Origin of the sequence: Bradyrhizobium sp. Cp5.3 (assembly GCF_000426265.1) — a bacterium.
Lineage (GTDB): Bacteria > Pseudomonadota > Alphaproteobacteria > Rhizobiales > Xanthobacteraceae > Bradyrhizobium > Bradyrhizobium neotropicale.
Genome location: NZ_AUFA01000003.1, coordinates 416792 through 438768, shown reverse-complemented (window position 1 = coordinate 438768; position 21977 = coordinate 416792). Strand labels below are relative to the sequence as shown.

Here is a 21977-nt window from a genome sequence, read left to right as displayed (position 1 = left end):
CGGATTCTCACCCTCCGCCAAATTGCGGATTGAAGCAACGGAGGCAAAGGTTCCCGTAGCCGGCAAGGCCGCGGCAGCCGCATCGCCATGAGTATCGGCAAGACAGGACAAACAATTCTTCTCGCCGATATCGGCGGCACCAACGCGCGCTTCGCGCTGAGCCGGGGCGATCAGATCGGAGCGATCGACTATGTGAAGGTCGCCGACTTCCCGACCGTCCGGGAGGCCATCAGCGACGTCCTCGCACGACGGTCCAGTGGCGAGCAGCCCAAAAGGGCCGTGCTGGCCGTGGCAGGTCCCGTGACCAATAATCGTTGCGTCATGACCAACAGTCCATGGGTCATCGACGGCAATGAGCTGCAACCGGCACTCGGCTTCGACAGCGTGCACGTGCTCAACGATTTCGAGGTGGTGGCCTGGTCCCTGCCCGCCTTGCAGCCGGCCGACCTGATCCCACTCGGCGGCCAAGGCGGCCTCGCCGGAGAGCCGTTGCTGGTGATCGGGCCCGGGACCGGCTTTGGCGTCTCCTGCCTGGTCGAGCGCCACGGCGTGCGGCTGGCAGTCGTCACGGAGGCGGGACATGCAACCCTGCCGGCGGAGAATGAGCGCGAGGAGCGCGTGATCGCATGCATGCGCCAGCGCTTTGGCCATGTCTCGATCGAACGTGGCGCGCTGTCCGGCTCCGGCTTGCAAAACCTCTACGAGGCGGTCGCCGAGGTCGACGGCGCCGAGGCGCCGAAGCGCAACGCGGCTGACATCACCAAGGCGGCGCTTGACGGCAGTTGCGGCATTAGCCGCGCCACGCTGGAGATGTTTTGCGCCATCCTCGGCTCGGTCGCCGGCAATCTCGCGGTGACCTTCGGGGCCCGCGGCGGCGTCTACGTCGCCGGCGGTATCGCGCCGCGTTTTCCCGAGTTCCTCGCGGCGTCCGCGTTCCGGGCGCGCTTCGAGGCCAAGGGCCGCTTCCAGGACTACCTGCACAACATCCCAAGCTGGCTCGTCATAAAGCCCGATGCGAGCTTCGTCGGGCTCAAGATGTTTGCCGATCACAACGTCGATTGAGCCGCACCGTGCCGATGCTGCGGCTTGGCAGCGAGTAATTCACAGATCATTGTCTCGGATACTGCCTTCCCAGCAGCATCGCGCTTGCCTGTGCGTTTCCACTGAGAAACAATTCAACCGTACGTGGCGTGTGTGCGGGGCGCGACATGCGTAAGCAGGACCTGCCCAAACAGGATTTGGGCTTCGACTACCATCGGTATCACCGTTTGCTGTGCGAAGCGGACGACGAGGACAAGCGCCTCGCCCTGATCGAGCTGTTGATCGAGGAGAAGGCCAGGGATCGGCTGGCTGCGCAGCGTGCCTCGGACCGCGCCGCGATGACCGCGCAAACCATCGCCACGGTGCTCAGAGCCGGCCGCAACTGAGACTTGCTGACCTTGGCGTCGCTCGCGCAAGCGGACGATCGATTGCGATTCCATTAAGGATCCTTCGCAATCCCGCATAAAACTTTTTGCTCTAGAAGTTCTCCCCACCTGATCCAATTCAGGGGCAACCACAGGGGGGGAATGAACATGAGCATGATTTCACTTGCCGCCATTCCGGCCGGCGTCGAAACGCGGTCGGGCGATTACTCCTTCAAGGCCGTCGTCCTGTTCTGCTGCGCGGGTCTCCTCGCCTCGTTCAACCTCATGGCGCAGGGCATCGATCTCAGTGCAGGCCTGATGTAACACGACCCGAGCTTTCGAGCTCAAACGGCCGCCCCTCGGGGCGGCCTTCTTGTTGCGCTATGGCAGAAGCACTGACCTACCTAACACCCGCCGTTACCGGTCGCGGCGGTGCGGGTTCCCGACATGGCCGCGAGACTGCCATGAGTCGGGCGCGAATCGGTCCGCTTTTCTTCAAGTTCCAATGACGAATTCAGCGGGCCGCGCCGCTGCGGCAGGATAGCCGGGCACCGCGCCTTTCACCTACCCCAGGGCAAGGCTGCCCGGCTATTCGCCGCCCGCGCGGATCAGGCGCGGTCAGTGCGGGACCTTGGCGGCCCCTTCCGGAAACAGCGAGTCGATCATCGCCTTGAGCTGGTCGATGGAGATCGGCTTGCGCAGGATCGGTCTGCGCCGGAGCAACGAGGGCAGCAATTCCGGCCCGTAGCCCGTCGCGAACAGAAACGGCTTGCCGCGCCGCTCGATCAGATCGGCGACCGGGTCGACGTAGACACCCATGAGATTGATGTCGAGGATGGCGAAATCGTACTGCGCCGTCATGGCAAAGGCGCTGGCATCCCGGACGTTGTCCGCCTCCGCGACGACGTGGTGGCCAAGCTCCTCCACCATGTCGGCGATCATCATCCGGATCAACGCCTCGTCTTCAACCAGGAAAACGGAGAGTCTGCCAGCCATGTCAACCCCGCAGCATCACACGAAGCTAATCATAACCGAGGTTGCGGGAGGATTCACGAATTCGTGGCACGCGCCGTTAATTCGGGCGCGCCCGATCCGATTCAAGTTGATCAATCCAGCCCGCGCTCATGGCTCAGGCGCACCATCTCCTGGATGAAGACTTCCTTCTGCTTGTCATCGAGGCTCGAGTAGAGTGGTTCGGCGGCGTCGGCGACATTGCGCTGGTCGGAGGCGCGGTCGATCAGGAATTGCGCCTCGTTGCGCATCTGCTCGACGATGTCGTCAGGCGGATCCCGCTTGGCGCGCGCAATCCGCAGGTTGAGCCGCTCTGCACCATTATGCCCGAGGTAGTGCATGGCGCTGGAGAAGCCGTACCAATGCTTCTCCTGGTCGGGGGTGAGGTTCAATTCGGTCTTGATCCGCTCGATATAGGCGTCGCTGTTGGCGACGATCTGTTCGGCGGTGAGTTGCGGCGCGCCGTTCTGGGTGAGAACGGCGACATCTTTATTGTCCTGCTTGTTGTCCTGGGGCGCGTTCTTGGCTTCCTTGGTTGCCTTGGCGCTCTTGCCTGCCTTGGCGCTCTTCGCGTCCTTGGCATCCTTGTCCTTGCCGGCACCCGGTTGCTTGGCGTCCTTGTTAGCGTCCTTGGCTGCCGGCGCCTGATTGCTGTTGTTGTTACCGACGCCAAGCACGCCGGTGAAGACGCCGACCACGCCGCCGATCGCACCGCCCAGCACGCCGCCGACGGGACCCGCCGCCTTGTTGCCGGCCGCGGCGCCGTCCTGAACGCCTTTGACCAAACCTTGTGCATTCGCGACCGCGGCCGCGCCGAGCAGCAACGCGAGCACGGACCCGAGCGCGAACCAACCTCGCAGGCGAAGCCGCGCTTGCGGCGCTGGGGTGATCATTCTGGTCTCCATCATCTTGGCTTGATCTTGGCTTGGCTGAATTGGCTTTGGCGTTGAGGATGGCAGGCATCTGCCGGGCGGAACTCTATCGTTGTCACCGCGCCAAGGTCCAGACGCAGGCATTTCCTGTCCACGTCCGAAAAGCCTTTCACGCGAAGCGGTTATAGAGGCTTATCCGGAACTGCGGCGTAATTGCGCACGGATCATTGTCGGCCGGCTTCATCCGCAGTGTGCGTCGCAAAATCAACCGAGGCGCTTCATTCCGACGCGCGAGCTCGCGCGGGTGTGGCCATCGCGCGGGACACAACGTTAGTTCTAGACAATGATCCCTTCGGGTTTCTCGACAGATGCAAACAATCATGGTCTGATCGCGCTACCAACGTCCGCGCCTTGAGTGATGAATCTTTGGGGCGACGGACCAAAAAAGAAAAATCAAAACAAGAAACTCAAAACAAGAAACTCAGACAAGGCACGAAGAGGAAACTCCAACAATAAATACCCAAGCGAGGAAACGAGATGTCACGCAAGAAACTGACGCGACGCCAATTTGTAGCTGCCACTGCGATGTCCTCCGCGGCGCTGATCACAGCGCCCTATGTGCGCGGAGCCTATGCCGCCGGCAAGCTCTCGATCGGCTTCTGGGACCACTGGGTGCCCGGCGCCAACAAGGCCTCCACCGACCTCGTCAACGAATGGGCCGCGAAGGAAAAGGTCGAGGTCTCCATCGACTACATCACCAGCAACAACAAGAAGATCGAGCTGACCGCCGCGGCCGAAGCCCAGGCCAAGTCCGGTCATGACATTCTTCAGATGCCGAGCTGGTGGCCGCAGGCCTATTCCGAGAATCTCGAGCCGCTCAACGACGTCATGGAGCCGCTGATCAAGCAGAACGGTGAGGTGAACGGCACCGTCAAATATCTCGGACAGTCAGGCGGCAAATGGCTCGCAGTGCCCGCAACGCCCGGCAGCCAAATCAAGGGCCCCTGCTCTCGCATCGATCTGATGAAGAAGCATGCCGGCATCGACGTGCAGGAGATGTACCCGGCCGGCAGCCCGCCCAAGGCGGACAACTGGACAATGGAGACGTTCCTGAAGGCGGCCGAGGCCTGCCAGAAGGCCGGCTTTGCGTTCGGTATTGGTCTCGGCGAGACCACCGACAGTGTCGATACCGCGGGCGCGATCTTCCAGTCGTTCGGCGCCGAGCTCGTCAACGCCAAGGGCGACATCACGGTGAAGACCGACTCGGTTCGCCAGGCGATGGAATTCTACAAGAAGCTGATCGCGGTCCTGCCGCCAGACGCACCGTCCTGGGACGACGCCTCGAACAACAAGTGGCTGATCTCCGGCCGTGGCGCGATGATCCTGAATCCGCCGAGCGCCTGGGCGGTCGCCAAGCGCGATGCGCCGCAGGTCGCCGAGCAGTGCTGGACGCACGGCTTCCCTGCCGGTCCGAAGGGCCGGTTTGCACCGTACCTGCCCTATTTCTGGGGTGTCTGGAGCTTCGGCAAGAACAAGGAGGCAGCCAAGAGCCTGCTCGTTCACCTGTCCGCGCCGGCGTCGATCGAGAAGTTCGTTGCGGTGAGCGGCGGCTATGATCTGCCGGCCTACGCGAACTTCACCACGTTGAAGACGTGGGCGGAAGAAGGGCCGCCGAAGGGAACGCTCTATCACTACCCGAATCCCTACAACCATCAGACGCTGTCAATCGCAGCGTCGCCGGCGCCGCCCAAGATCGCGCAGCAGATCTACTTCCAGGCGACGCTGACCAAGATGGCGCTGCGTTTTGCGCGGGGCGAGACGATGGAGCAGGCGCTCGCCTGGGCCGAGGGCGAGTGCGAGGGCTTCATGCGGAGCTGAGCCGGGGTGTGCCTGGGCGGTTGACGCCATTTGCGTGAGCCGCCCTCATCCCCGTCATCCGATCCGCGTGATCGCGAAGCTGGCCCAAACGGCTGGCCTCGCGGTTGGACAGTTTACGAGAAAGCTGACCAAAGGAAGCTGACATGGCCGATGTCGTCGTTGAGCGAGGTCGCGTTGCCGGTGCGACGGGCGCGCGCAAGGGAACAAGCCTGCGCAACGCGCTGGGGCGAAAATCGACGGTGGCGTTCTTCCTGACGCTGCCGCTGATCCTCCTGATCATTCTGCTCGTGCTCTACCCTGCCTTCTACTCGGTTTACCTCGCGACGCTGAACAAGGCGATGACGAAGTTCGTCGGCTTCGGCAACTTCACTTTCCTGTTCAAGCGCGAAACGTTCTGGATGGTGGTGCAGCAGTCCTGCATCTTCGCGATCACCGCCGTGATCTTCAAGGCGCTGATCGGCTTCATCGTCGCGCATTTCGTCCACAACATCCCGGCCAAGGGCCAGCGCAAATGGCGCGGCATGCTGCTGGTGCCCTGGGTGATCCCGCCGGCGATGAGCACGCTCGCCTGGCTGTGGCTATTCGATCCGTCCTACAGCGCTTTCAACTACACGCTTTCCTTCTTCGGTGTCGGCCCGATCCCCTGGCTAGGCGACACCTTCTGGGCGCGCTTCTCCGTCATCCTCGTCAACGTCTGGTACGGCGCGCCGTTCTTCATGATCATGTATCTCGCCGCGCTGAAATCCGTGCCCGACCAGCTCTACGAGGCCGCGGCAATCGACGGCGCCAACTGGTGGCAGCGGATCTGGTACGTGACCCTGCCGATGATGCGCAACATCATCGCCATCACCACGCTGTTCTCGCTGATCGTGACGTTCGCCAATTTCGACATCGTGCGCATCCTGACCTCCGGCGGCCCGCTGGATACGACGCATCTGTTCGCTACATGGGCGTTCCAGGTCGGCATCCAGAGCAACGACATTCCGCTCGGCGCCTGCGTCTCGTTGTTCATGGTGCCGATCCTCGCCGTCGCAGCGATCTTCATCCTGCGCGATGTCTCCAAACGCGGGAACGAAGCCTGATGAGCACGCTCGCAATCGACAAGGCCGGACCGTCACGCAAGGTCAAGTATGGCAGCATGAGCCGGGATCGGACCTGGGCACTGCGCTGGTCCTATTTCTTCCTGGTGCTGTTCGCGATCTTCTTTCTGACGCCGCCGGTCTACATGCTGATCACCTCGCTGAAGAGCAGTGCGGAAATATCGGCGGCGACCAACCCATGGTGGGTGTTCCACCCGACGCTGTCGAACTATGTCGAGCTCCTGACATCGAACCAGTTTCTGCGCTTCTTCTGGAATTCCTCGGTCGTGGCGATCGCAGTCGTGATCATCACGATGCTGATCAGCATCCCCGCGGCCTTCGCGCTGGCGCGGATGAAGTTCTGGGGCTCGGCGACGCTCGCCACGGGCGTCTTCCTCACCTACCTGATCCCGGACAGCCTCCTGTTCATTCCGCTGTTCAAGATGCTCGCGGTCTTTCAGGACTATACCGGCATCACGCTGCTCAACAGATGGTACGTGCTGCTGTTCATCTACCCGACGCTGACGGTGCCGTTCTGCACCTGGATCATGATCGGCTATTTCGCGTCGATCCCGAAGGAGCTGGATGAGGCCGCCCTCATCGACGGCGCCTCCTGGCTCCAGACCTTGACGCGGATCTTCATTCCCGTCGCCCTGCCCGGCCTGATCGCCGCGACCATCTTCGCCTTCACCGTCTCCTGGGCCCAGTTCCTCTATCCCCTGGTGTTCACGACCTCTGTGGACCAGTTCGTGCTGCCAGTCGGCATCACCACCACGTTGATCAAGGGCGACGTGTTCAACTGGGGGCAGATCATGACAGGCGCTCTGCTTGGCGCCGCGCCGCCATTGGTCATCTACGCCTTCCTGATGGACTACTACATTGCCGGCCTGACCGCCGGTGCGACAAAGGGTTGATATCGAGAGGTTGAAGTTTCATGGCTGACGTTTCCTTGCGTAAGGTCATCAAGCGTTACGACGATGTTGAAGCCGTGCGCGGCATCGACCTTGAAATCTCCGACCATGAGTTCATCGTGCTGGTGGGGCCGTCGGGCTGCGGCAAGTCGACGACGCTGCGGATGATCGCCGGCCTCGAGGACATCAGCGACGGCGATATCCTGATCGGTGGCGACGTCGTCAATGATGTACCGCCGAAGGACCGCGACATCGCGATGGTGTTCCAGAACTACGCGCTCTATCCGCACATGACGGTCGCCGAGAACATGTCGTTCGGGCTGCGCCTGAAGCACTATCCCAAGGCCGAGATCAAGGAGCGGGTGACGGAAGCCGCCCGGCTCCTCGACATCACCGACCTGATCGACCGCAAGCCGAAGCAGCTCTCCGGCGGCCAGCGCCAGCGCGTCGCGATGGGCCGCGCCATCGTGCGCAATCCCAAGGTCTTCCTGTTCGACGAGCCGCTGTCCAACCTCGACGCCAAGCTGCGGGTGCAGATGCGGATCGAGATCAAGAAGGTGCACCAGAAGGTGCGCACCACGACGGTCTACGTCACCCACGACCAGGTCGAGGCGATGACGCTCGCCGATCGCGTCGTGGTGATGAACAAGGGGCGCATCGAGCAGATCGGCACGCCGAACGAGCTCTACCACAAGCCGGCGACACGCTTCGTGGCCGGATTCATCGGCTCGCCCGCGATGAATTTCCTTCCCTGCCGGCTGGAGGATGTCGGTGGCACCCTCCAGATCCGCCTGACCGACCGCATCGCCTTTGCGCTGCCGCCGGCCCGCGCCGCCCGCTACAACGCGCTGCCGCGCACCGAGAAGCTGCTGCTCGGCATCCGGCCCGAGCACCTCACCGAGTCGCACGCGCACCTCGAGCCGGGTGTCGAGACATTCGAAACCGTGCTGGACGTCACCGAGCCGATGGGCATGGAGACGCTGGTCTATTTCGGGCTCGACGGCACACCCATCTGCGGCCGCGTCAACCCCAACGCCGGCGCCAAGGACGGGTCTCCCATGCGTTTGGCCATGGACCTCAACAATATGCACCTGCTAAACGAGGCGACCGGCGTCGTGCTGTGATGACCGGACAAGAAACTCGCGCAGGCAGGAGACGATGGCGACCAACAAGAAGAAGATTTTCGTTACACAAACTTTGTCGCAGGGGGCACGCGCCCTTCTTACCCAGCGGGACGATATCGAGCTGGTCGAGTTTCCGAACCTGATCTCGGCCAAGGACTTCGAGGCGATGCTGAAGAGCCATGCGCCGGTCCACGGCGTGGCGCTCGGCGCCACCGCCTTCGGCGAGACCGAGCTCGAAGCGTCCAGGGACATGAAGGTGGTGACCCGCATCGGCGTCGGCTACGACGCGGTCGACGTTCCCGCCCTCTCCCGCCGCAAGGTGCCCCTGATGATCGCTGGCTCGGCAAACTCGCCGTCGGTCGCCGAGCAGGCGCTGTTCATGATGCTGACGCTGGCCAAGCGCGCGAACGAGATGCACGCCTGCGTCAAGGACGGCAAATGGGCCGACCGGCTCGGCATGCTGCCGTTCGATCTCTACGGCAAGACCGCCCTGATCGTCGGCTTCGGCCGCATCGGTACGCGCACCGCCAAGCGCTGCCTGGCGATGGAAATGAACGTGCAGGTCTACGATCCCTATAAGCCGGCCGCCGAGATCAAGGCCGCCGGCTGCGAGCCGGTCGCCGATCTCGACGCCGCGTTGCCCCACGCCGACTTCGTCACCATCCACTGTCCGAAGACGCCGGAAACCGTCGGCATGTTCGACGCGGCGCGGATCGGCCGGATGAAGCCGAAGGCCTATCTCATCAACACCGCGCGCGGCGGCATCGTGAAGGAGCAGGCGCTGTACGATGCGCTGGTGTCGGGCAAGCTCGCTGGTGCCGGCATCGACGTGTTCGAGGTGGAGCCGCCGCCGGTCAGCAATGCGCTGTTCGCACTGCCGAACGTCATCATGGCGCCGCACGTCGCCGGCGTCACCGTCGAGGCGGTGAACCGCATGAGCGAGCAGACCGCGCGCAACATCCTGAGTGTGCTGGACGGCGATCCGATCCGGCAGAACATCATCAATCAGGACGTGCTGGGCTAGGCCGAACGGCGGGCGGCACATCCGCCCGCCTTCGGAGCGCCAGAATGCGTCCCATTTTGGTGCAGATCGAGCCCAAACTCAGCCTTAATCAAAAGCGCCTAATATGTTCCATCGCGCCGGCAGTGGGACAGATTTGCCGGCCGCGTCGAGCTGGAGGATGGACCCTTGTCAGAAATCGACCCGACCGATCATGCGTTGGCGACCATCGCCAGCATTCTGGAAGACTCCGAGCCCTCCCCCACCCGCGAGGCCGCGCAGCCGGCCACTGACGAACATCCTGCCACCGATGAGCATCCAGTCGTCGACGAACAGCCCCTGGTGCCGGAGCCCACCGATGCCGAGGGTTACAGCAAGGTCGGTCCCGGGCCGATGGTGGCGATCCGTCTCAAATGGACGGTTCACCGCGGCGAGGACGGCCAATTCTATGTGCACGAGACCATCGGCGAGCAGTCCGCGCCCGTGATCAGCGGCCCCATGACGAGCGAGGCCGCGGTGCGGTTCGTCGACGAGCATGAGGATGAGGCGCATCGGCGCTTCGAGGCGCTGCGCAGCGAGATCGCCGGCCGCAGCTCGGTCGCCGAGTTCGAGCGCAAAGGCGAAGCCTAGGCCTATTGTTTGAGCATGATCTCCGCGCAAACGCGTTCCGCGTTTGTCGCGAGGGAAAACCGCTGCACACTTTGCGCTAGCGCGGCCCTTCGGGTCCGGATCATGCTCTAACGCCGGCCGAGAAAATCTCTCTTCACGAGCTCGATGCCTGCGTGCCGCAGGAGGTCGTAGGCCGTCGTCAGGTGGAAGAAGAACTGCGGCACGCTGAAGGTCAGCAGCAGCGTCCGCCCGGTGAACGGCAGCTCGGTCCCGTTCTTCAGCCTGAAGGCGACGTTCCGCTCCGCCGCCGTATCGATCTCGGCGCGCGGCAGGCCCTCGATGAATTCGATCGACGTCGCGATCCGCGCCTGAAGTCCGGCCATGTCATGCTCCAGCGCCGGCAGCAGAGCCGGCTCGCGCTGCGCCAGGAGAGCCGAGGCGACTATGGCATGACGGCAGGCCTCGCCAACCTGCTGCGCCAGATCGTACATCGTCGGCGACAGGCGCATGCCGAGCAGGATGGCGGAGTCGAATTTGCGGGCTTCGGCATGGGCCGCGCCCTTGTCGAGCAGTCCGGACAGGCTATGCAAATGCGGGGCGAAGACGCCGACCGAGGCGTCGTACATTGAGATAGTCACGTCCGGCTTCTCCTTGCCAATTCCATCTCGCCAGAGGCTGGCATCTGGTCTAAATCCACACTTCAAGAGCTGCACAATGACAGCTCGCGCAGGGGTGGAAAAGACATGCTCGTTCGATTCTTGGCGGCCTTGGCCGTGGTGTTGCTGGCGAATTTCTCGGCGCAGGCGCAGCAGGCGCCTTCGCGCCTCGACGAGATCGTCAAGCGTGGCACCTTGCGCGTCGGCATGACCGGCGACTACCAGCCCTTCACCTATCTGGACAAGACCACGCAGCAATTCCGCGGCTTCGACGTCGATATGGCCGAGGCACTGGGCAAGGCCCTCGGTGTCAAGGTGGAATTCGTAAAGACGGCTTGGCCGAATCTGACGAAGGATTTCGAGGCCGACCAGTTCGATATCGCGATGGGCGGCGTGTCGGTCACGCTCGACCGCCAGAAGAGGGGATTCTTCTCCACGCCGATCATGCGCGAGGGCAAGACGCCGATCGCGCGCTGCTCAGAAGTCGGCAAGTACCAGACGCTGTCCGACATCGACAAGAAGGGCACCCGCGTGATCGTCAATCCCGGCGGCACCAATGAACGCTTCGCGCGCGCCAACATCAGGGATGCCGAGATCAACGTCTTTTCCGACAACACCGTGATCTTCGACGAGATCGCCAAGGGCAACGCCGATCTGATGATGACGGACGCCTCCGAGACCCGCTACCAGCAGAAGCAGCACGCCGGCGTGCTCTGCGCGGTGCATCCGGAGAAGCCGTTCGATTTCTCCGAGAAGGCCTACTGGCTCCAGCGCGACATGGCGCTGAAGGCCTTCGTCGACCAGTGGCTGCACATCGCCATGGAGGACGGCAGCTACAGGAAGATCTACGCCGCCTGGTTCGACTAGATCCCTCGCGATGTGCCATGCCCGGCGCCGGCCAAATTTCGGACCTGCTACGGGGGTATTGAACCCAGATCGGTGAGAGGACGACTCATACGGAGACAGTGATCTAGATCACGTTTTGAGTTCAGACCGAGGCGTAAGCGTCGGTGCTGCGGGGACCACCTGCTCAGGAGACGGACATGAGGAAGCTGTTGGCCACAGCGGCATTGCTTTTGGCGAGCACGGCGGCGCAGGCGCAGTACACCTTCGAATATGGCGGTCGCACCATCCGCATCGATCCTGACCGCGGCACGGTCTCGATCCCCGGCGTCTACGACAACACCGGACAGGGCAAGGCCAAGAAGGCCAAGAAGAACGAGACCAAGCCGGATCAGCAGACGCCGCAGCAGGCCAAGGTCGATCCGCAACCGCCGACCGCAACTCCGGCTCCGGCACCAGCCGTTCCCGCGCCGGTCGTGGCAGCACCGCCCGCGCCCGAGCAGGCTCCTGTATCTGCGCCCGCCGCTGCAGCGCCGCCTTCAGCGCCACCTGCCCCGCCACCGACGACGACCGCAAACAATGCGCCGGCCGACACAGCCGTGCTGCCTCCGCCCGCGCCGCCTCCAACACCTGCCGCGGCTGAGCAGCAGGCTGCGCCTGCGGTGACACCGCCACCGGCTGTAGCCGCCACGCCCGTGGCGCCGCCTCCTCCGCCTGCTCCGGCGCCCGCCCCCGCTCAGGCCGCCGCGGCCACGCCGGCGCCAACCGCTGCGCCGACGCCAACCGCTGCGCCGACGCGCGATCTCAATTCACCGCTCGGCGTCTGGCTCACCGAGGAGAAGGAAGGCAAGGTTCGCATCGAGCAATGCGGCACCAATCTCTGCGGCTATTCGGTCGATACCAAATCGAACCAGAACGGCGAGCAGGTGCTGATCAACATGAAGCCCGGGAAGGACCAGAAATGGTCTGGCCGCATCCTCGATCCCAACTCCGGCTCGACCTACGATTCCACGATCGCAATGAAGGGCACGGACCGCCTGCGCGTGCAGGGCTGCGCCTTCGGCGGCATGTTCTGCGGCGGCCAAACCTGGACGCGCGTCAACTGATGGGCGCCTGCGATCTAGGGCACAGCCTCGATCACGTGCGCCTGGATTTTCGCCACCACCTCGCCGTCACCATGCCGCGCGGCGATCACCTTTGCCGCGTGGGCGGTGGCAGCTTCCAGCGCATCGGGACGCCTCGCTTCGATTTCGTTGCGGAGCGGCGTGCCCTGGCAGTAGCTCATCGCGGCAAGCTCCGCCGAGATGGAGCGATTTCGATCGGGCCGTGTTTGAATCGTCACGCCTGAAAATCCTGCGTCCAGCACGTCGCGGCGGATCACGGCCGTGTCATGATATCCGTGCGGCGTGCGCGCAAGAAATCGCGGTGGATCATCGGGAAAGAACGCGGCCAGTGCATCCGTCACGTCTCCGGCAATGACGTTGTCCTCGATCCGGTCCCAGACGCTGAAAATGAAAGCACCCTGCGGCTTCAGCACGCGCCGCGCCTCCTGATAGCCCTTGATGCGATCCGGAAAGAACATCGCGCCGAACTGGCAGCACACGACATCGAATGAGCCGTCCGGAAACGGCAGCGCCTGCGCGTCGGCCTGGCGCCAGCTCAGGCGCGGCATGCCGGGCGATGCGAAGCATCGTCCCGTATGACGCGACGCTGAGCCGGGACCCAGCAATCTTGATGCTGTCCAAAACTCTGGGCCCCGGATCAGCGACGTATCGCCACGGGCGATACGTCTTGTCCAGGGCACGATGCCTGCTGCTAGCCCACCGGCGCCGAATATTCGGCGTCCGTCACCGGCTCCAGCCATGTCGAGTAGACGCCGTCGAGCGCCTCCTGCATGGCGATGTGGGTCATGCCGTTGGTCGGCGAAGCGCCGTGCCAGTGCAATTCCCCCGGCGGAATCCAGACAGTGTCGCCCGGGCGTATCTCGCGGATGGGGCCGCCCTTGGACTGGACGCGGCCGACGCCCGAGATCACGTAGAGCGTCTGTCCGAGCGGATGGTGATGCCAGTTGGTGCGCGCGCCCGGCTCGAACGACACGCGTGAGCAGTTCAGCCGCGCCGGCGCGGGCGCCATGATCACGGGGTCCTGCAACACGGTGCCGGTGAAGTTCTCCTTGGGCGCGCGGCGGGTTGGCCGTGTGCCTGCGACGTGGATTTCCATGGAATGACCTCGCTTGGTTTGTCGTTACTTCTTGCTTGCGGCGTAGCGCGCCTTGGTCTCGGCGTTCATGGGATAGAGGCCCGGCAGCACGGCGCCGTTGTTCACCTCGTTGACGATCCAGGCTTCCATGCGTTCCTGCTCGACGCCCTCGGCGAGCACGTGATCGAGCATCGCCTGCGGGATCAGCACGCAGCCATCCTGATCCGCAACCACGATGTCGTTCGGAAACACCGCAACGCCGCCGCAGCCGATCGGCTCGCCCCAGCCGACGAAGGTCAGCCCCGCGACAGACGGCGGCGCGGCATAGCCGTCGCACCACACCGGAAGATTGGTGCCGAGCACGCCCTCGACGTCACGCACCACGCCGTCAGTGACGAGCGCGGTGACTCCGCGCTTGACCATGCGCGCGCAGAGGATGTCGCCGAAGATGCCGGCATCGGTGATGCCCATGGCGTCGACCACGGCGATGCAGCCTTCCGGCATCGCTTCGATCGCGGTGCGGGTCGAGATCGGCGACGACCAGGATTCCGGCGTCGCCAGATCCTCGCGCGCCGGCACGAAGCGCAGCGTGAACGCCGGTCCCACCAGGCGCGGCAAACCGGGGCGCAGCGGACGTGCACCGCGCATCCACACGTTGCGCAGGCCCTTCTTGAGCAGGACCGTGGTGATGGTGGCGGTGGTGATGCCGGCGAGGGTCTTGCGGGCTTCGGGGGATAGCGACATGGAAACAGACGAGCTCCGGATGGGCGGGAAAGGACGCCGCGCATCTTGCGAGGCGCGAGCTTTCCGTCAAGGGCCATAAACGACGCCCGCAGGGCTGTTATGCGATGCGATAACAAGGCTTTATCGAACACCCCTGCATTAATTTATTGGACTTGCGGGCGCATTTACGCGAAGCAGGGTGACGCGGAACTCAAGGCTGAGGCCGCGCTTTCCAAGAAGCCGATTTCGACAGCACGATTTCGACAGCTCATGGCCGCGACGCTTCCCCCGCCCCGCCTCCTGCCCAGTGGCGACAGTGCCGTCACGGTCGAGTTCAGCCGGACCATCGACGACGACGCCAACCAGCGCGTGCTGGCGCTCGACAAAACGCTCGCCGATGCAGGCATCGATGGCATCACCGAGTCCGTACCGACCTATCGCTCGCTGCTGGTGCATTACGATCCGGGCCGGATCGGGTTCGATGCGCTCGGCGAAAAGCTGCTCGCACTCGCCAGCCAGCCGCTGCCGCCGAGCGCGAAAGCGCGGCGCTGGCGCATTCCGGTGGCCTATGGCGGCGAGCATGGTGTCGATCTCGAGGACGTCGCGAAAGCGCTCAACACCACCCCCGACGACATCGTCGCGCGCCATGTCGCGGGCGACTACCGCGTCGCCATGATCGGCTTCACGCCGGGCTGGTCCTATCTCAGCGGCCTGGAGACATCGCTGCACATGTCGCGGCGGCAGAATCCCCGGCTGCTCACACCGGCGGGCACGATCTCGATCGGCGGCATCCAGACCGGCATCCAGTGCCTGGCCGGTCCCAGCGGCTGGCACCTGCTCGGCCGCACGCCAGTGCGCACCTATCAGCTCCACCGGAACCCGACCTTTCTCACCGAACCCGGTGATCGCGTGACGTTTTTTGCCATCGACCACAAGACATTCGCGGAGCAGGACCGCGCCGCGGAAGCGGGCGAGCTCATCGCCGAGCAGGTGGCCTCATGAGCCGGCTCGTCGTCGCCAGCATCGGTCCCGCAAGCTCCGTCCAGGATGGCGGCCGCCTAGGTGCGCAGCGCTATGGCCTGACGCCGAGCGGCGCGATGGACCGGTTGGCGCTCGCCGCAGCCAATTGTCTGGTCGGCAACGAGCCGTTCGCGGCCGGCGTCGAGATCGGCCCGTTCGGTGCGTCCTTTACGGCACGTGACGGCGCCGTTCGCGTTGCGCTCGCCGGCGCGCCGCGCAATGCCGACATCGCCGGGCGCGCGGTGGCGCTGGACACAACCGTGACACTCAAGGATGGCGAGACGCTGACGCTCGGCTTTGCCCGCGGCGGCGCTTTCAGCTACCTCGCGATCGAAGGGGCGATCCGGGGCGAGCCGGTGTTCGGCAGCCTCGCGGTGAACGCCCGTGCGGGCCTCGGCAGCCCCTACCCGCGCCCGCTCCAGGCCGGCGATGAATTCACAGTCAACGCCGCCAGCGGCGCGCCGGAACTGCGGATTGAACTGCCGAAGCCGGCCGAAGGCCCGATCCGCGTCGTGCTGGGTCCGCAGGACGACGAGTTCGACGAGGCCAACAAGGCGCTGTTCCTGGCGAGCGAGTGGAAGATCTCGGCGACGTCCGACCGCATGGGCTACCGGCTCGAAGGTCCAGCGATCAAGCATCTGCACGGCCACAACATCGTCTCCGACGGCACGGTCAACGGCAGCATCCAGGTGCCCGGAAATGGCGCGCCGATCGCGCTGATGATGGACCGCGGCACCTCTGGCGGCTATCCGAAGATCGCAACGGTGATCACCGCCGATGTCGGCCGGCTCGCGCAGACCTCGGCGGGAACTGCGTTCCGCTTCAAGCAGGTCAGCATGGCCGAGGCGCAGGATGAGGCGCGGAAGTTCGCCCGGCTCATCCGCAGCCTGCCCGACCGGTTGCGCTCGGCCGACACCGTCGCGCTCAACATCGAGGCACTGCACGATGCTAATGTCGCCGGCTACGCGGTGAACGCTGTCGATGCCGGGACGTGGCAGGTTTCGGCGGAGCCGTAATCGACACGAAGACCAGAGGCGGAGGGCTACCCATGAAGACGATCGATCTCAATTGCGACCTCGGCGAAGGATTTGGCGCGTGGGAGATGGGCAACGACGCTGCCATGATCGAGCTTGCAAGCTCCGTGAACGTCGCCTGCGGCTTCCACGCCGGTGATCCCGACATCATGCGCAGGACGGTCGAGCTTGCGAAGGCGCGCGGCGTCTCGGTCGGCGCCCATCCCGGCTATCGCGACCTGCACGGTTTCGGCCGGCATCCGATCGTCGGTTTGAAGGCGTCCGAGATCGAGAACCTCGTCGCCTACCAGATCGGCGCGTTGCAGGCGATCGCCACCGCTGCCGGCCACAAGGTGACGCATGTGAAGGCGCATGGCGCGCTCTCGAACGTCGCCTGCGAGGACGACATGACGGCGAAGGCGATCGCCGCCGGCATCAAGGCGGTCGATCCGAGCCTGATCTTCGTCGTGCTCGCCAATTCGAAGCTGGTGAAGGCGGGCGAAGACGCCAACCTGCCGATGGTGCACGAGGTGTTCGCCGACCGCGCTTATGAGGACGACGGCAATTTGGTCTCGCGCAAGAAGCCCGGCGCGGTGCTGCACGACGCCAAGGCGATCGCCGATCGCGTGGTGCACATGGTGCAGGACGGCGCGGTGGTCTCGGTGACGGGCAAGGTCATCAAGATGCGCACGGATACGGTATGCATTCACGGCGACACGCCCGGCGCAGTCGAGATCGCGCGCGGCTTGCGGCAGGCGTTGAAGACTGCGGGGATCGACGTGGCGCCGTTCAAGCGCGGGGCGTGAGACTTGCTCAATGCCGTAGGGTGGGCAAAGCGACTTGTCCGCCGTAGCTCGAAGAGCGAAGGCGGAGCCCACCATTCGCGGTGACAATGTGGAAATACGGTGGGCACGGCGCGCGAAGGGCGCGCCTTTGCCCACCCTACGGCATCTCCGAATACGTCAGAACGGATGCACCGAGAGCGTGCCGAAGACGATCGCTGCGATGACCGCAAAGGCGCTGTAAAGCGCGATGTGATGAGCGCTCGCCCCGGTCCGCCGCGAGAGCGAGCGCGCGTAGAAGTGCAGCCTGGCTTCCGCCGAGAGTTCGCGCATGGTCGATCTCCAACGCCCCATTTGCGCGATTATGAAGGATCACCCCAGCCCACACGCAAGACGAGCGCGGAAATAGCGATAAGGGTTCTCTTCGAGACCCCCGCTACAGGATGAAATTCTCCTGAAGCGAGGGTTCCAAGAATCCTATTCGTTCAACTCCGAACCAAATTGGAATCAACACCAACCACTAGTAGACGTCCGCCTGGAACCTGCCCTTCTTCTTGAGCTCCGCAACGAAGCTCACCGCTTCATCGGTCGAGCGCGCGCCGAACTGCGCGACGATGTCGACGAGTGCGCGCTCGACGTCTTTCGCCATGCGCTTGGCATCGCCGCAGATGTAGAGATGCGCGCCTTCGGCGAGCCATGTCCACACCTCGCGGCCAAGCTCGCGCATGCGGTCCTGCACGTAGAACTTCTTCTCGCCGTCGCGCGACCAGGCCAGCGACAGGCGGGTCAGCAGGCCCGAGGTCTTCAGCGCGTTGAGCTCGTCGCGATAGAAGAAATCGCAATCGCTGCGCTGATGGCCGAAGAACAGCCAGTTCTTGCCGGGCGCGCCGGTGGCCTTGCGATCGAGCAGGAAGGCACGGAACGGCGCGACGCCGGTGCCGGGCCCGATCATGATCACGGGCGTCTTCGGATCCTGCGGCAGGCCGAAGCCGTGCGCCTTCTGCACATAGACCTTGAGCTTCTCGCCTTCGTTGATGCGCTCACCGAGGAAGGTGGAAGCAACGCCGAGGCGCTTGCGCTTGCCGATGACGTAGCGGACGGAATCGACTGTCAGCGACAGCTTGCCGGGCGTCGCGTTGTGCGACGACGAGATCGAATAGAGTCGCGGCTGCAGCGGCTCCAGCGCCTCGACGAAGGCCTCCGGATGCGGCCGCGTGCCTGAAAACTTCTGCAGCGCCGCCATCACGTCGAGGGTGGCGGCATCACCATCGGGATCCTCGCCCTGCGCCAGCGCCCGCGCCTTCTCGCGCTGCGCGCCGCCGGTGATGAACGAGATCAGCTCGAACAGCTTGTCGGGTGCCGGCGACAGCGAAACGTCCTCGATCAGCGCCTCGCGCAGCGTCTTGCCGTTGACCTTGGTGGTGTGGGAGGCGCCGAGCAGCGCGATGATCTGGTCGACGAGACCGACATCGTTGCGCGCGAACACGCCAAAACTGTCGCCGACGACGTAGTCGAGCTTGCTCTCGGAGAGATCGAACTCGATGTGATAGGTCTCCTTCTCGGAGCCCTGCTTGTTGAGCAGGCGCCGCGACAGGAACGTCGCTTCGGCCGGATTTTCGCGGGCGCGGCCGAGCTCTGCCTTCACCTCGGGCGAAGCCGGTACGCTCGCGGCCGGAGCTGCCGCACCCGCGGCAGGCTTGGCCGCCGGCGCCTTGTCGAGCTCCTCATAGAGCTGCTTCAGCATCCGCGCCGTCTCCTTGCCGCCGGGAGCGCAGAGGTTGAGGCGGGCTTCGCTCTTGTTGGCGATCGCATCGGAATAGTCGGCGCAATTGTAGCCGCACTGGCCGCAGTCCTGCTGTGCCATCGCCGCCATCATGCGACGGCGAACCGGCCTCCCCTCCGCAAGCTTCATGCGATCGGCGATTGCCATTGCCGGATCGTGCCAGGGCGCCTCGCCGTCATCGCCATCGCCTTGCGGGGCGAGCACCGCCCCGTTCTCCGCAGGCGACAGCGGCGTCGAGCCGTCGAGGCCGAACATGCCCACGAGAAAACCATTCAGCCACAGCCGCTGGCCTTCGCTGAAAGGCGCGTTGGGCGGGATGATCTCGAGTTTCGGTGGGACAGGCATCTGGGTCATGCTGCGACTTCCGCTTCGGCGAGTTTGCGCAAGGCGTCGCCGGCATGGCGACGGGAGAAAGTCAGGAAGGTCTCTTCAGGCGAGGCGCGGTTGGCGAGATAAGCCTTCAAGAGGCCCTCGACGATTTTCGGGGCGTCCTCGGCCTTCACATCGCGAAACACCTCCTGCCCGATATCGGCATCGGGACCGAAGCCGCCGCCTGTGAAGAGGTGATAGCCCTCGACCTGGTCCTCTTCCGAGGCGCCCGGCACCTTGGCCGCGATCAGGCCGATGTCGGAGATGTAGTGCTGGGCGCAGGAGTGGTGGCAGCCGGTGAGATGGATGTTGAGCGGCGTATCGAGGTTGATGCGCGCATCGCACCAGTCGCCGATCGCGACGGCGTGACGCTTGGTGTCGGACGCCGCGAACTTGCAGCCGGCGTTGCCGGTGCAGGCGATCAGGCCGGCACGGACGTTCGACACCTGCGTCGCGAGGCCGAGCTTTTCGATGGCCGCCGTCAGCAGCGCCACGCTTTCGTCGCGCACGCCGGAGATCAGAAGGTTCTGCCAGACGGTCAGGCGGATGTCGCCGTCGCCGAGGTCCTGGGCGATCTTGGCGATGCCGCGCATCTGCTCGCAGGTAAGCTTGCCGACCGGCAGGGCGACGCCGATCCAATTGAGGCCAGCCTGCTTCTGCTTATGCACGCCGACATGGGCCATGCGGTCGGTTGCGGGCCGCGGCGCAAGTGCTTCCGCCGGCACGCGCGCAAAGGGCTTCTTGAGCAGCTCCTCGACCAGCTTGAGAAACGCGTCGTGGCCCATCGTATCCAGCACGTATTTCAGCCGCGCCTTGGTGCGGTTGGTGCGGTCGCCATGCTCGATGAAGACGCGCACGATGGCGTCCGCGACTGCGGTGGCGTCCTCGGGACGAACCACGATGCCGGAATATTTGGCAAAGTCCTTGTGTCCGGTGATCCCGCCGAGGCCGAGACGAAACCAGACGCCGGGCGCGACGCCGAAGCCGTCCTTGACCTCGACCGCGGTGAACGCGATGTCATTGGTCTCCTCGAGCGCCGCGATCTTGCCGGCGCCGTCGAAGGCGACGTTGAACTTGCGCGGCAAGCCGTAGAGCGAGCGATCGTTGAGGATGTGGTAGTGCCACTCGCGCGCATAGGGGCGCGTGTCGAGCAGCTCCTGCGGATCGATGCCGGCGGTCGGCGTGCCAGTGACATTGCGGATATTGTCCGCACCGGAGCCGCGCGAGCACAGGCCGACGTCCTGGATGCCCTCGAGCAGGGCGACCGTGTTCTTCGGCTCGATTTCGCGGATCTGGAAGTTGGCGCGGGTCGTGACATGGGTGTAGCCGCCGCCATAGGCCTCGGCGAGATACGCAAGCTCAGACATCTGCCAGTGCTTCAAAATCCCGTTGGGGATACGCAGGCGCGCCATGTAGGAGGTCTGCGCCGGCGCCACCCAGAAGATGCCGTAATAGCGCCAGCGGAAATTGTCCGCCGGCGTCGGGTTGGCGTTGTTGCGCGCCTGATCCTTCAGCCGTTCATAGCCGTCGAAGGGATGCAGCTCGCGTTTGAACTTCTCCTGGTCGGTGAGCTTCTTGCCCGCCGCGGTGAGCTTGTCCTGCGCCTTGATTGCCGCGGCATCCGGACCGGTCGGCTCCGACGGCGCATTGCCTGCGGCGGCAGGCGCGCCGCCGGCGGCAAAGGCGCGCCCGACACGCCCGACCTGGAGGCCGGACATGAAGCCTTCGAGATAGCGCTTCTGCTCGTCGGAGAAGTCGGCCGTGGGTGTCGTGTCGAGTTTCATGGGATGACTGGACCTACTCTGCTGCCTGGACCGCGACCTGCGCCACTTCGGCTGCCGGCTTTGCGGGCTTGTAAGTTGCGTAGAGCGCAAGACCGGTGAAGACGAAGCCGCCGACGAGATTGCCGAGCGTCACGGGAATCTGATTCCACAGCCACCAGTCGGAGATGCTGACCTTGGCGCCGAGCAGCATGCCGGTCGGGATGACGAACATGTTGACGACGGCGTGCTCGAAGCCGAGCGCGAAGAACAGGAAGATCGGCAGCCACGTCGCCGCGATCTTGCCGACCGTCGAGGTCGAGGTCATCGCCATGACGACGCCGAGGCAGACCAGCCAGTTGCAGAGGATGGCCTTGACGAAGACGGAGACCATCCCGGCGGTGCCGATCGCGGCATTGCCGATCGTCTTGGCCTCGGCCACCGCGACGATGCGCGCCGCGACGCCGGCGACTTCGACCTTGCCCATGTTGGTGAGCGAGATCGCGATCAAGGCGCCGAAGGCAAGGCTGCCGAGCAGATTGGCGACGAAGACCCAGGACCAATTGGCGATCACGGCGTTCCAGGTCGCCTTGCCCTCGAGGCGCGCGAGCGGAACGATGGCGAAGCTGCCGGTGACCAGCTCGAGCCCGAGCAGGACGATCATCACGAGGCTGACAGGAAAGATCAGCGCGCCGACGAGGGGCTGGCCGGTCGTAAGCGCGCCGGTGAAGGCGAGCGTGGTGGCGGCGCCCAGCAGCGCCCCCGAGATCGCGCCTCGGATCATGATGTCGCGCGGGCCGAGCGCCAGCTTCTTCAGGCTGGCATCGACCATCGAGGCGACGACGTCGGAGGGTTTTGCGTAATCCATATCGAAGCTCCAGCTTGCCGCGCGTGGCGGTCGACAACGGGTTGAAACGGTGTTGATCGCTGGGAGCACGA

23 protein-coding genes and 1 pseudogene are annotated in these 21977 nt (G+C 64.4%); 14 read left to right on the top strand and 10 right to left on the bottom strand.

Features of this window, described 5'->3' with window-relative positions:
- The first annotated feature begins 87 nt into the window (after positions 1 to 87).
- The 3 genes from glk (at position 88) to K289_RS51435 (ending at position 1730) form a co-directional block, all read left to right on the top strand.
- Entirely contained in the window at positions 88 to 1062 is a 975-nt protein-coding gene (gene glk, locus K289_RS0107445; protein ID WP_027550926.1) for a glucokinase, read from the top strand.
- 161 nt (positions 1063 to 1223) lie between these two features.
- Positions 1224 to 1427: a hypothetical protein gene (locus K289_RS0107440; RefSeq protein ID WP_027550925.1), complete on the top strand. Its 204-nt coding sequence runs from the start codon at positions 1224 to 1226 to the stop codon at positions 1425 to 1427.
- A gap of 147 nt (positions 1428 to 1574) precedes the next feature.
- Positions 1575 to 1730 carry a hypothetical protein gene (locus tag K289_RS51435; protein ID WP_198024668.1) on the top strand — a complete coding sequence of 52 codons (156 nt, stop codon included), beginning with the start codon at positions 1575 to 1577 and terminating at the stop codon, positions 1728 to 1730.
- A 294-nt stretch (positions 1731 to 2024) separates the two neighbouring features.
- Here the strand turns inward: K289_RS51435 and K289_RS0107430 are convergent, their stop codons facing one another.
- Positions 2025 to 2402: a response regulator gene (locus tag K289_RS0107430; protein ID WP_027550924.1), complete on the bottom strand. Its 378-nt coding sequence runs from the start codon at positions 2400 to 2402 to the stop codon at positions 2025 to 2027.
- 110 nt (positions 2403 to 2512) lie between these two features.
- Entirely contained in the window at positions 2513 to 3310 is a 798-nt protein-coding gene (locus tag K289_RS0107425) for a Spy/CpxP family protein refolding chaperone (protein WP_027550923.1), read from the bottom strand.
- Between the two features lie 516 nt (positions 3311 to 3826).
- On the opposite strand from K289_RS0107425, the gene K289_RS0107420 reads away from it, so the two are divergent.
- The 6 genes from K289_RS0107420 to K289_RS0107395 all read left to right on the top strand — a co-directional run bounded on the left by K289_RS0107420 (position 3827) and on the right by K289_RS0107395 (position 9911).
- Positions 3827 to 5167: an ABC transporter substrate-binding protein gene (locus K289_RS0107420; RefSeq protein WP_027550922.1), complete on the top strand. Its 1341-nt coding sequence runs from the start codon at positions 3827 to 3829 to the stop codon at positions 5165 to 5167.
- A 143-nt stretch (positions 5168 to 5310) separates the two neighbouring features.
- Complete coding sequence (locus K289_RS0107415; RefSeq protein ID WP_027550921.1) at positions 5311 to 6249, top strand: carbohydrate ABC transporter permease; 939 nt, start codon at positions 5311 to 5313, stop codon at positions 6247 to 6249.
- A complete protein-coding gene (locus K289_RS0107410) occupies positions 6249 to 7160 on the top strand; it encodes a carbohydrate ABC transporter permease (RefSeq protein WP_027550920.1) in 912 nt (303 codons plus the stop codon). Before K289_RS0107415 ends, K289_RS0107410 begins: the two co-directional genes overlap by 1 nt.
- Before the next feature lie 20 nt (positions 7161 to 7180).
- Entirely contained in the window at positions 7181 to 8281 is a 1101-nt protein-coding gene (locus tag K289_RS0107405) for an ABC transporter ATP-binding protein (protein ID WP_027550919.1), read from the top strand.
- A gap of 34 nt (positions 8282 to 8315) precedes the next feature.
- Positions 8316 to 9305, top strand: coding sequence for a hydroxyacid dehydrogenase (locus K289_RS0107400; RefSeq protein ID WP_027550918.1), 990 nt, complete (start codon positions 8316 to 8318; stop codon positions 9303 to 9305).
- A 165-nt stretch (positions 9306 to 9470) separates the two neighbouring features.
- Complete coding sequence (locus K289_RS0107395; RefSeq protein ID WP_027550917.1) at positions 9471 to 9911, top strand: hypothetical protein; 441 nt, start codon at positions 9471 to 9473, stop codon at positions 9909 to 9911.
- Between the two features lie 107 nt (positions 9912 to 10018).
- Here K289_RS0107395 and K289_RS0107390 read toward each other — a convergent pair whose 3' ends face one another.
- On the bottom strand, positions 10019 to 10516 hold the full coding sequence (locus K289_RS0107390; protein WP_035684066.1) for a DUF1993 family protein: 498 nt from the start codon (positions 10514 to 10516) through the stop codon (positions 10019 to 10021).
- 117 nt (positions 10517 to 10633) lie between these two features.
- Here K289_RS0107390 and K289_RS0107385 point away from each other — a divergent pair, with 117 nt between their 5' ends.
- The gene (locus K289_RS0107385; RefSeq protein ID WP_027550915.1) at positions 10634 to 11413 is read left to right on the top strand and encodes a transporter substrate-binding domain-containing protein; all 780 of its coding nucleotides are present in this window, start codon (positions 10634 to 10636) and stop codon (positions 11411 to 11413) included.
- Positions 11414 to 11589: 176 nt separating this feature from the next.
- Positions 11590 to 12495, top strand: a complete 906-nt coding sequence (locus tag K289_RS0107380; RefSeq protein ID WP_027550914.1) for a DUF2147 domain-containing protein — start codon at positions 11590 to 11592, stop codon at positions 12493 to 12495.
- A 14-nt stretch (positions 12496 to 12509) separates the two neighbouring features.
- Here K289_RS0107380 and K289_RS44005 read toward each other — a convergent pair.
- The 3 genes and pseudogenes from K289_RS44005 to K289_RS0107365 form a co-directional block, all read right to left on the bottom strand.
- A pseudogene (locus K289_RS44005) lies at positions 12510 to 13055 on the bottom strand (class I SAM-dependent methyltransferase); the annotation flags it as partial.
- Positions 13056 to 13204: 149 nt separating this feature from the next.
- A complete protein-coding gene (locus tag K289_RS0107370) occupies positions 13205 to 13609 on the bottom strand; it encodes a cupin domain-containing protein (protein WP_027550913.1) in 405 nt (134 codons plus the stop codon).
- A 24-nt stretch (positions 13610 to 13633) separates the two neighbouring features.
- Entirely contained in the window at positions 13634 to 14332 is a 699-nt protein-coding gene (locus K289_RS0107365; RefSeq protein ID WP_027550912.1) for a ribonuclease activity regulator RraA, read from the bottom strand.
- A 249-nt stretch (positions 14333 to 14581) separates the two neighbouring features.
- Here K289_RS0107365 and pxpB point away from each other — a divergent pair, with 249 nt between their 5' ends.
- Genes pxpB through K289_RS0107350 form a run of 3 tightly spaced genes read left to right on the top strand, consistent with a single transcriptional unit; the run spans position 14582 to position 17150 of the window.
- Positions 14582 to 15313 carry a 5-oxoprolinase subunit PxpB gene (gene pxpB, locus K289_RS0107360; protein ID WP_027550911.1) on the top strand — a complete coding sequence of 244 codons (732 nt, stop codon included), beginning with the start codon at positions 14582 to 14584 and terminating at the stop codon, positions 15311 to 15313.
- Complete coding sequence (locus K289_RS0107355) at positions 15310 to 16347, top strand: biotin-dependent carboxyltransferase family protein (RefSeq protein ID WP_027550910.1); 1038 nt, start codon at positions 15310 to 15312, stop codon at positions 16345 to 16347. Before pxpB ends, K289_RS0107355 begins: the two co-directional genes overlap by 4 nt.
- 32 nt (positions 16348 to 16379) lie before the next feature.
- Positions 16380 to 17150 carry a LamB/YcsF family protein gene (locus tag K289_RS0107350; RefSeq protein ID WP_027550909.1) on the top strand — a complete coding sequence of 257 codons (771 nt, stop codon included), beginning with the start codon at positions 16380 to 16382 and terminating at the stop codon, positions 17148 to 17150.
- A 156-nt stretch (positions 17151 to 17306) separates the two neighbouring features.
- Here K289_RS0107350 and K289_RS50240 read toward each other — a convergent pair whose 3' ends face one another.
- The 4 genes from K289_RS50240 to K289_RS0107330 form a co-directional block, all read right to left on the bottom strand.
- Positions 17307 to 17459 (bottom strand): hypothetical protein, encoded by a 153-nt coding sequence (locus K289_RS50240; protein WP_198024667.1) that lies wholly within the window; start codon positions 17457 to 17459, stop codon positions 17307 to 17309.
- A gap of 187 nt (positions 17460 to 17646) precedes the next feature.
- The gene (locus K289_RS0107340; protein WP_027550908.1) at positions 17647 to 19263 is read right to left on the bottom strand and encodes a sulfite reductase subunit alpha; all 1617 of its coding nucleotides are present in this window, start codon (positions 19261 to 19263) and stop codon (positions 17647 to 17649) included.
- Complete coding sequence (locus K289_RS0107335; RefSeq protein WP_027550907.1) at positions 19260 to 21062, bottom strand: NirA family protein; 1803 nt, start codon at positions 21060 to 21062, stop codon at positions 19260 to 19262. The genes K289_RS0107340 and K289_RS0107335 overlap by 4 nt, the downstream gene beginning before the upstream one ends.
- Positions 21063 to 21075: 13 nt before the next feature.
- Positions 21076 to 21906, bottom strand: a complete 831-nt coding sequence (locus K289_RS0107330; protein WP_027550906.1) for a formate/nitrite transporter family protein — start codon at positions 21904 to 21906, stop codon at positions 21076 to 21078.
- Positions 21907 to 21977 lie beyond the last annotated feature (71 nt).

What these genes read in the sequence shown, in the direction of transcription:
- glk (WP_027550926.1), top strand. Translation starts at nt 88, where the DNA reads ATGAGTATCGGCAAGACAGGACAAACAATTCTTCTCGCCGATATCGGC.
- K289_RS51435 (WP_198024668.1), top strand. Translation starts at nt 1,575, where the DNA reads ATGAGCATGATTTCACTTGCCGCCATTCCGGCCGGCGTCGAAACGCGG.
- K289_RS0107430 (WP_027550924.1), bottom strand. Translation starts at nt 2,402, where the DNA reads ATGGCTGGCAGACTCTCCGTTTTCCTGGTTGAAGACGAGGCGTTGATC.
- K289_RS0107425 (WP_027550923.1), bottom strand. Translation starts at nt 3,310, where the DNA reads ATGATCACCCCAGCGCCGCAAGCGCGGCTTCGCCTGCGAGGTTGGTTC.
- K289_RS0107420 (WP_027550922.1), top strand. Translation starts at nt 3,827, where the DNA reads ATGTCACGCAAGAAACTGACGCGACGCCAATTTGTAGCTGCCACTGCG.
- K289_RS0107415 (WP_027550921.1), top strand. Translation starts at nt 5,311, where the DNA reads ATGGCCGATGTCGTCGTTGAGCGAGGTCGCGTTGCCGGTGCGACGGGC.
- K289_RS0107410 (WP_027550920.1), top strand. Translation starts at nt 6,249, where the DNA reads ATGAGCACGCTCGCAATCGACAAGGCCGGACCGTCACGCAAGGTCAAG.
- K289_RS0107405 (WP_027550919.1), top strand. Translation starts at nt 7,181, where the DNA reads ATGGCTGACGTTTCCTTGCGTAAGGTCATCAAGCGTTACGACGATGTT.
- K289_RS0107400 (WP_027550918.1), top strand. Translation starts at nt 8,316, where the DNA reads ATGGCGACCAACAAGAAGAAGATTTTCGTTACACAAACTTTGTCGCAG.
- K289_RS0107390 (WP_035684066.1), bottom strand. Translation starts at nt 10,516, where the DNA reads ATGTACGACGCCTCGGTCGGCGTCTTCGCCCCGCATTTGCATAGCCTG.
- K289_RS0107385 (WP_027550915.1), top strand. Translation starts at nt 10,634, where the DNA reads ATGCTCGTTCGATTCTTGGCGGCCTTGGCCGTGGTGTTGCTGGCGAAT.
- K289_RS0107380 (WP_027550914.1), top strand. Translation starts at nt 11,590, where the DNA reads ATGAGGAAGCTGTTGGCCACAGCGGCATTGCTTTTGGCGAGCACGGCG.
- K289_RS0107370 (WP_027550913.1), bottom strand. Translation starts at nt 13,609, where the DNA reads ATGGAAATCCACGTCGCAGGCACACGGCCAACCCGCCGCGCGCCCAAG.
- K289_RS0107365 (WP_027550912.1), bottom strand. Translation starts at nt 14,332, where the DNA reads ATGTCGCTATCCCCCGAAGCCCGCAAGACCCTCGCCGGCATCACCACC.
- pxpB (WP_027550911.1), top strand. Translation starts at nt 14,582, where the DNA reads ATGGCCGCGACGCTTCCCCCGCCCCGCCTCCTGCCCAGTGGCGACAGT.
- K289_RS0107355 (WP_027550910.1), top strand. Translation starts at nt 15,310, where the DNA reads ATGAGCCGGCTCGTCGTCGCCAGCATCGGTCCCGCAAGCTCCGTCCAG.
- K289_RS0107350 (WP_027550909.1), top strand. Translation starts at nt 16,380, where the DNA reads ATGAAGACGATCGATCTCAATTGCGACCTCGGCGAAGGATTTGGCGCG.
- K289_RS50240 (WP_198024667.1), bottom strand. Translation starts at nt 17,459, where the DNA reads ATGCGCGAACTCTCGGCGGAAGCCAGGCTGCACTTCTACGCGCGCTCG.
- K289_RS0107340 (WP_027550908.1), bottom strand. Translation starts at nt 19,263, where the DNA reads ATGACCCAGATGCCTGTCCCACCGAAACTCGAGATCATCCCGCCCAAC.
- K289_RS0107335 (WP_027550907.1), bottom strand. Translation starts at nt 21,062, where the DNA reads ATGAAACTCGACACGACACCCACGGCCGACTTCTCCGACGAGCAGAAG.
- K289_RS0107330 (WP_027550906.1), bottom strand. Translation starts at nt 21,906, where the DNA reads ATGGATTACGCAAAACCCTCCGACGTCGTCGCCTCGATGGTCGATGCC.